The following is a 7,153-nucleotide window of genomic DNA, read 5'->3' as shown; positions in this document are numbered from 1 at the left end:
GCCGGCGCCCAGCGCTCCGCCCACGCCGGCCGAGTACCTGGCACCGGCCGCCGCCCAGCCCGCCGCGCCGGCCGCGCGGACGACGGCCGGCAGCCGCAAACCCGGCACACAACCGGCCGCGCGCAATGCCGCCCCGGCGCCCGCCTATCCGCCCTATCCCGCGCAAGCGGCGGCGCCCGCCTACGTGCCCATGCCGTTGCAGACCGCGCCCCAGGCCGCCTTGCCCTACTATGCCCCGCCCGTGGCCGCCCAGACGCCGCCGCCCGGCTATGGCGGCTACGCCGTGCAGCCGGCCCAGGCCCGGCCCTGGGATCCGGCCGCGGCCCAGGCCGACCGGCCCCGCACGGCCATGGACGAACTCAACGACATCCAGCAAGCCCGCAGCCCCGCGCTGACGGTGGGCGGCACCGTGCGCACGCGCCAGGGCGAAGAAGGCCTGGGCAAGTTGACCGACATCCAGGCCCCGATCGAATACCGCTTCCCGGTGGGAGACGGCAGGATGGCCCTGCGCGCCACGCCCGTCTCGCTCGATGCGGGCACCCCGGGCAGTTCCTACGATGCGTCCAGCCGCTTCGGCGCCGGCCCCGTCGCCGCGCTTCAGCAGGCCGCGGGTTCGACCGGCGGCGCCGGTTCGCAAAGCCAGTCGGGCGTCGGCCTGGCCGTGGCCTACGAATCCGAGCGCCTGCAGGCCGACGTGGGCACCACGCCGCTCGGCTTTCGCCACACGGACATCAACGCCGGCCTCAAATTCAAGGGCCCGATCAACAGCGAAGTCTCGTACTCGGCCGACGTCTCCCGCCGCCCCGTCACCGACAGCCTGCTGTCCTTCGCCGGCGCGCGCGACGCGCGCACCGGCCAGACCTGGGGCGGCGTCTCAGCCACCGGCGGCCGCCTGGAACTGACCTGGGACAACGGCGACTACGGCGTCTACGGCTACGGCGCCTTCCATGCGCTGACCGGCGAGAACGTCGCCTCCAACACCCGCCTGGAAGGCGGCGGCGGCCTGTACTGGCGGCTGGTCCGCACGCCCGACTCGGAACTGACGGCGGGCGTCAACTTCACCGGCATCGGCTACGACAAGAACCTGCGCTACTTCACCTACGGCCACGGCGGCTACTTCAGCCCGCAGCAATTCTTCGCCGCCAGTGTGCCCGTCTCGTGGACGCAGCGCAGCGGCCGCCTTTCCTACCTGGTCAAGGGATCGCTGGGCGTGCAGCGCTTCAAGGAAGATTCGGCGCCCTACTTCCCGACCAACGGCTCGCTGCAATCGGCCGCCCAGCAGGCCGCCATCGATGCCGCGGCCTTCGGCCTGACCTCCAACGCCAATGGCGCCTTCTATCCGGGGCAGACCAAGACCGGCCTGGGCTACAGCCTGGCCGCGGCCATGGAATACCAGATCGCGCCGCAATTGACGCTGGGAGGGCAACTGGCGATGGACAACGCGCGCGACTACCGCCAGTTGATGGGCGGCGTGTACCTGCGCTATGCCTTCCATCCATACAGCGGACCGGTGGCGTATCCGCTTACGCCGTACCGGTCGCTGTATCCGGGCAACTAGCGCTAGGGGGCCGGGGTCGCCAACTGCGCCACCTTGGCAACGCGCTGCGTGCTGCTGGTCAGCGTGCCCAGGGTGAAGATCCGCAATCCCTTGGCAGTCTGGGCGCCCGGATCATATACGGCCACCGCGATGCCGTCCTCGCTCCCCGCGCACGCCGCGCCGGTGAATATCAGCTTCACCTGGAACAGGTTCTGCGTGGTGATCCCCGGATAAGGCCCGATGCGGCTGATCGGTCCGCCATCGGTCGAACTGTCGACGATCCGGCATGCCTCGCGCGAACCGCTCAGCACGCCGTCGGCGGCCACGTTCACGGTCATGGAAAGCGGCTCCAGCGACGGGGTCTGGTAGGACTTGCCCGCCACGGCCGCCAGCCTGGCGGGCGCGGCCTGATAGATGCCGTCCTTCGCCATCGCGAATTGCGTGGCGGCATTGCCCGCCGCCGGATCCGCGAAACTGCCCGTGAATGCATCGCCGATGACGGTCCCGTTCAGCGAGGTGGCCGCGGTCGTGCCCTGCGCGCTGTAGAACGTCGCCGCCTCGTCCGTCATCTTGCTGTTGCTGCCCGCGACCCGCGTCAGCCGTCCGCTTAGGACGTCATAGCCCGCTCCGTTGCGTCGATACAGGAAATAGTAGCTGTCGGGCGTGACGACACCCTCGAAAGCGCCGCTGGTGGGCGTCCAGTACCCTTCGGCGAACTGCGGCGTGGCGGGGTCCGGCGGCTCGACGCTGTTGTCGGCCAGGCCGTTCAGGATGAACGTGTTCAGCGCCTTGGAGTCGGCATCGGTGGTGAACACCCAGATGCCGCTCTTGGCGCCCTTGGCGTCGTAGGTCAGGACCGCCCATCCCGTTTGCGTGGAACCCGGACGCGAGCAGCCGGTACCGGCGAGATTCAGCACGATGCCGTAGACGCCCCGTGCCGGATTCGGCGTGGACACCGAGCCGGTCAGGGCGCATCCGCTGTTGCTGCCGGTCAGGCGGCCCGCGGTGTCCACCGTCATGTTCCAGGCTCCGCCGAACGGGCCTCCCCCCTGGTACGTACCCGCCATCGTCGCCAGCGACGACGCCCGCACGTACAGATCCTCGCGGTAATCCAGCGTAAACGGCACCAGGGGCGACGACGTGGCCGCGGCCGTGCCCGCGGGGTTGCTGTAGTTCCCGCTGATACGGGCTCCGGGGTTCTCGGCGGAGGCCGCGCCGGTCACGATGCCCGACACCGTCACCCCATTGGCGACGAATTTTCCATCGACCGTGGAATAGTAGGTGGCATTGGTTGCGCGCAACGTGGCCAGCGTGACGCTCAGGCCACCGTACAGGCCGTCGTACCCGCGGCTGGTTCCGGTATCCAGGGCAAAATAGAAATTGCCGCCGGTGCCATTGCGGCCGCCGTCGACGATGCCGATGAAATCGCGCTGTGTGGCGAGCGGCCCGGCCTTGCCGGTATAGATGCCCGCCGGATACTGCTGCACCGCGGCCGGGCCGCCGCCATCGCCCGAATCCCCGCCTCCGCAGGCGCCAAGCGCCACCATCATGCCCGCCCCGAGCAGGCCCCGTCCACGTCTCATCCCATTCCCTTGCAAGAACCGCGTTCCGGCGATGCCGGCCATTGTAGCGATGCAGGCTCCACCCGTGCCATGGGGTAGTATTACAGAACATGGCGGGCCAGTCCCGCCCCTGTTGCCGTCCTTCGCACCGTGACCGAAAAAACCATCCTGCTGACCGATTACCGCGCGCGCCGCCCTGTTCCCGTCGACGCCAGTGACCTCATCGCGCCCTCCGGCCAACTGGCGGACACGCGCGGCAGGATGCTGCACGACCTGCGCATCTCCGTCACCGACCGCTGCAACTTCCGCTGCGTGTACTGCATGCCCAAGGAAGTCTTCGGCAAGGACTACCCTTACCTGCCGCACGACGCCCTGCTCAGCTTCGAGGAAATCGTGCGGCTGGCGCGGCTGTTCGTGGCCCACGGCGTCGAGAAGGTCCGCCTGACCGGCGGCGAACCGCTGCTGCGCAAGAATATCGAGACCCTGGTTGCCCGGCTGGCCGAGCTGCGCACGCCATCGGGCAAGCCGCTCGACCTGACCCTGACCACCAACGCGTCGCTGCTGGCGCGCAAGGCTCGCGCCCTGGCCGACGCCGGCCTGAACCGGGTCACCGTCAGCCTGGACGCGCTGGACGACACGGTCTTTCGCCGCATGAACGACGTCGACTTCGCCGTTGCCGACGTGCTGCAGGGCATCGATGCCGCGGCCGAGGCGGGCCTGGGGCCCATCAAGGTCAACATGGTGGTCAAGAAGGGCCTCAACGACGACCAGATCGAACCCATGGCCGAGCACTTCCGCCACTCCGGCCACACCCTGCGCTTCATCGAGTACATGGACGTGGGCGCCTCCAACGGCTGGAAGATGGATGAAGTCGTGCCCTCTGCCGACATCCTGCGCCGCCTGGGCGCCCGCTGGCCGCTCGAAACCCTGGAGCCGCACTATGCTGGCGAAGTCGCCCAGCGCTGGCGCTATCGCGACGGCGGCGGCGAAGTGGGCGTCATCTCCAGCGTCACCCAGGCCTTCTGTTCATCTTGTACCCGCGCCCGCCTGTCCACCGAGGGCCAGCTCTACCTGTGCCTGTTCGCCGACCAGGGCTACGACCTGCGCACCCTGTTGCGCGGCGGCGCCAGCGACGAACAACTGGCCACCGCCATCGCCCGCATCTGGCGGGCCCGCACCGACAACTACTCCGAACGCCGCTCCGCCGACACGCCCCGCTCCGGCCGCATAGAAATGAGCTACATCGGCGGGTGATCGAGGCCCCCCCCTACGCGCTGACGCGCGCCCCCCAGGGGGCGATGCGGGTGGACCGGCGGAGCCGGATCCACCGCATCCTGGGGTACCAACGGGCTGGCTGAGAACGGCGATACTACCTGGCAGCCGCTTGGGCTCAATAAAAACGGCCCTGCATATGATGCAAGGCCATTCTTGTATCCGCGACCGCCCCTGACCCAGGGCGCAGCGGATCCGGCTTTGCCGGTCCGCCAGCGCCGCCCCTTGAGGGGCGCGGCCATGGGCCGCGTGGGGTGGGCTTCCCTTCCGGTCCACGCGCATCGCCCCCTGGGGGGCGCGCGAAGCGCGTAGGAGGGGCTAAAAACCCATGGCGAAGTTCAGCTGGACCTGGTTCAGGCCCTGGTTGGGTTTCTTCATGCCGCCATTGGAGAAGTGCGACACGCGCAGGCCCAGGCGCATGTTGTCGGCCAGCTTGAAGCCGGCGCCGATGTGGTCGCCGAACTGGAAGGTGGAGCTGATGTCCTTGTCGTGGAACTTGGTCTCGCTGACGGCCGTGGCGCCGATGCCGCCTTCGATGTAGAAGCGTTCGGTGGGCCACCAGCGGAACATCGGGATGGCGTTGAGTTGCCACATGTGGCGGGCGTAGCCCGGCAGCGCGCTCGAGGTCCACCAGTACGAGCCGCCCAGTTCTCCCACGAGCTCCAGGCGGGTCGAGCCGAGCTTCATGTGCCAGAGCGGCGAGGTTTCGTAGTTGAGCGTGGCGCGATGGTTGCCGTCGATCACGCCGTACTGTGCGCTCCAGCCGCCGTTGGCGAAACCGCCGGTGGGATCGGCCCCGTGGGCCGAGAAGGAAGCAAGAGCGAGAAGCGCGGCTGCTAGGGCGGTTTTTTTCATCGGATCGGCTGCCTGTGAAGCTTCGCGCGGGCACCGCCAAGATCGCCTGCCCCGCGGGGGCAGGATGCGGTCCCCCGCGGAAAGAGGGAAAGGAAACTCCGACTATAACAAACCCGTTACATCTGCATACGACCGATGACCGGTCGCGTTGCAGACTAGCCGCAGTTTCTTTCCTGCCTCAGGCCACCGCGTCCGCAGGCTGCTGCGTCAGCAGCGCCAGGAGGCGCGCGATCTCCTCGCGCATCTTGCGGCGATCGACGATCATGTCGATGGCGCCCTTCTCCAGCAGGAACTCGGCGCGCTGGAAGCCCTCGGGCAATTTCTCGCGCACGGTCTGCTCGATCACGCGCGGACCGGCGAAGCCGACCAGCGCCTTGGGCTCGGCGATCACGACGTCGCCCATGAACGCGAAGCTGGCCGACACGCCGCCCATGGTGGGATCGGACAGCACGCTGATGAACGGCAGCTTGCGCGAGGACAGCAGCGTCAGCGCGGCGGTGGTCTTGGCCATCTGCATCAGCGACAGCAGGCCTTCCTGCATGCGCGCGCCGCCCGAAGCGGTCACGCAGATGAACGGCACCTTCTGCTCGATGGCGGCCTGCGCGCCACGCACGAAGCGCTCGCCCACGACCGAGCCCATCGAACCGCCCATGAACTCGAACTCGAAGCAGGCCACCACCACGGGCAGGGTGTGCATGGCGCCGCCCATGACCACCAGCGCGTCGGTCTCGCCGGTCTGCGCCATGGCGTCCTGCAGGCGGTCGGGATACTTCTTGGTGTCCTTGAACTTGAGGCTGTCCACCGGCAGCGTGCCGATGCCGATCTCGTAGCGGCCCTCGGCGTCCAGCAGCGCGTCGATGCGCTGGCGCGCGCCGATGCGCATGTGATGCTCGCACTTGGGGCAGACGTTCAGGTTCTTGACCAGGTCGTCGCGGTACAGCACCGACTCGCACGACGGGCACTTGACCCACAGGCCTTCCGGCACGCGGCGCGGAGAGCCGTCGGTGGTCTTGATGCGGGGAGGGAGCAGTTTTTCTATCCAGCTCATGCGGATTTCCTTGATTCTTGGGAGGCCCCGCCCGGAGGCGGGGCATCTAGCGCCCCCCGGATTGTACGCAACCATGCCCCCGCTGCGCGAGCGCAGATTTCGGGCTGTCGTTCCGGGGGAGTGCCCTGGGCGGCGGCGTCGATTTCCTGGATCAGCCGGGTGCCGATGACCACGGCGTCGGCCTCGGCGCCCAGCGCCCGGGCGCTGTCGCCGTCGCGGATGCCAAAGCCCACGCCCACCGGCAGCGAGACGAACTGCCGGATGTGCGCCAGCCTGCGCGAGACGTCCCGGACGTCCAGGTGGCCGGCGCCCGTCACGCCCTTGAGCGACACGTAGTACACGTAGCCTCGGGCGACCCGGGCCACGGCCTGGATGCGCTCGTCGGTGGTGGTCGGCGCCAGCAGGAAGATGGGGTCGACGCCATGTTCTTCCAGCAATGCGCCGAATTCGCCGGCTTCCTCGGGCGGATAGTCCACCACCAGGCAGCCGTCCACGCCGGCTTGCCGGGCGGCGGCGGCGAAGGCGGCCTGCCCCATGCGCTCGACGGGGTTGGCATAGCCCATCAGCACCACCGGCGTCTGGCTGTCGGTGCGGCGGAATTCCTTGACCATGGCCAGCACGTCGCGCAGGCCCACGCCCTGTTCCAGCGCGTGCTGGCTGGAGCGCTGGATGACCGGCCCGTCGGCCATGGGATCGGAGAACGGCACGCCCAGTTCCAGCACGTCGGCGCCGGCGGCCACCAGTTCGTGCATGATGGGTACCGTGCTGGCCGGCGTGGGGTAGCCGGCGGTGACGTAGGGAATCAGGGCGCAGGCGCCCGGAGCGGCGGCGCGGCGCGCGAACGCGGCCGCGATACGGGAGGATGACGACATGGAGACC

6 protein-coding genes are annotated in these 7,153 nt (G+C 68.9%); 2 read left to right on the top strand and 4 right to left on the bottom strand.

The window, feature by feature from the left end:
- On the top strand, positions 1 to 1,558 hold a 1,558-nt coding region (locus CDO46_RS14660; RefSeq protein ID WP_176400759.1), incomplete at its 5' end, for a cellulose synthase subunit BcsC-related outer membrane protein.
- Positions 1,559 to 1,560: 2 nt separating this feature from the next.
- Here the strand turns inward: CDO46_RS14660 and CDO46_RS14655 are convergent.
- Positions 1,561 to 3,120: a hypothetical protein gene (locus CDO46_RS14655; RefSeq protein ID WP_132980448.1), complete on the bottom strand. Its 1,560-nt coding sequence runs from the start codon at positions 3,118 to 3,120 to the stop codon at positions 1,561 to 1,563.
- Between the two features lie 129 nt (positions 3,121 to 3,249).
- Between CDO46_RS14655 and moaA the strand changes: the two genes are divergently transcribed.
- On the top strand, positions 3,250 to 4,353 hold the full coding sequence (gene moaA / locus CDO46_RS14650; RefSeq protein ID WP_087839222.1) for a GTP 3',8-cyclase MoaA: 1,104 nt from the start codon (positions 3,250 to 3,252) through the stop codon (positions 4,351 to 4,353).
- 336 nt (positions 4,354 to 4,689) lie between these two features.
- Here moaA and CDO46_RS14645 read toward each other — a convergent pair whose 3' ends face one another.
- From CDO46_RS14645 to trpA, 3 genes are all read right to left on the bottom strand, one after another.
- A complete protein-coding gene (locus CDO46_RS14645; protein WP_087839221.1) occupies positions 4,690 to 5,226 on the bottom strand; it encodes an acyloxyacyl hydrolase in 537 nt (178 codons plus the stop codon).
- A gap of 178 nt (positions 5,227 to 5,404) precedes the next feature.
- The gene (gene accD / locus CDO46_RS14640; RefSeq protein ID WP_087839220.1) at positions 5,405 to 6,274 is read right to left on the bottom strand and encodes an acetyl-CoA carboxylase, carboxyltransferase subunit beta; all 870 of its coding nucleotides are present in this window, start codon (positions 6,272 to 6,274) and stop codon (positions 5,405 to 5,407) included.
- Positions 6,271 to 7,146, bottom strand: coding sequence for a tryptophan synthase subunit alpha (gene trpA / locus CDO46_RS14635; protein WP_087839219.1), 876 nt, complete (start codon positions 7,144 to 7,146; stop codon positions 6,271 to 6,273). The genes accD and trpA overlap by 4 nt, the downstream gene beginning before the upstream one ends.
- Positions 7,147 to 7,153: the final 7 nt, after the last annotated feature.

Source organism: Pigmentiphaga sp. NML030171 (genome assembly GCF_002188635.1).
GTDB lineage: Bacteria > Pseudomonadota > Gammaproteobacteria > Burkholderiales > Burkholderiaceae_B > Pigmentiphaga > Pigmentiphaga daeguensis.
Note: the sequence above shows the minus strand (reverse complement) of the source record. Positions and strands in the feature narration are given on the sequence as shown.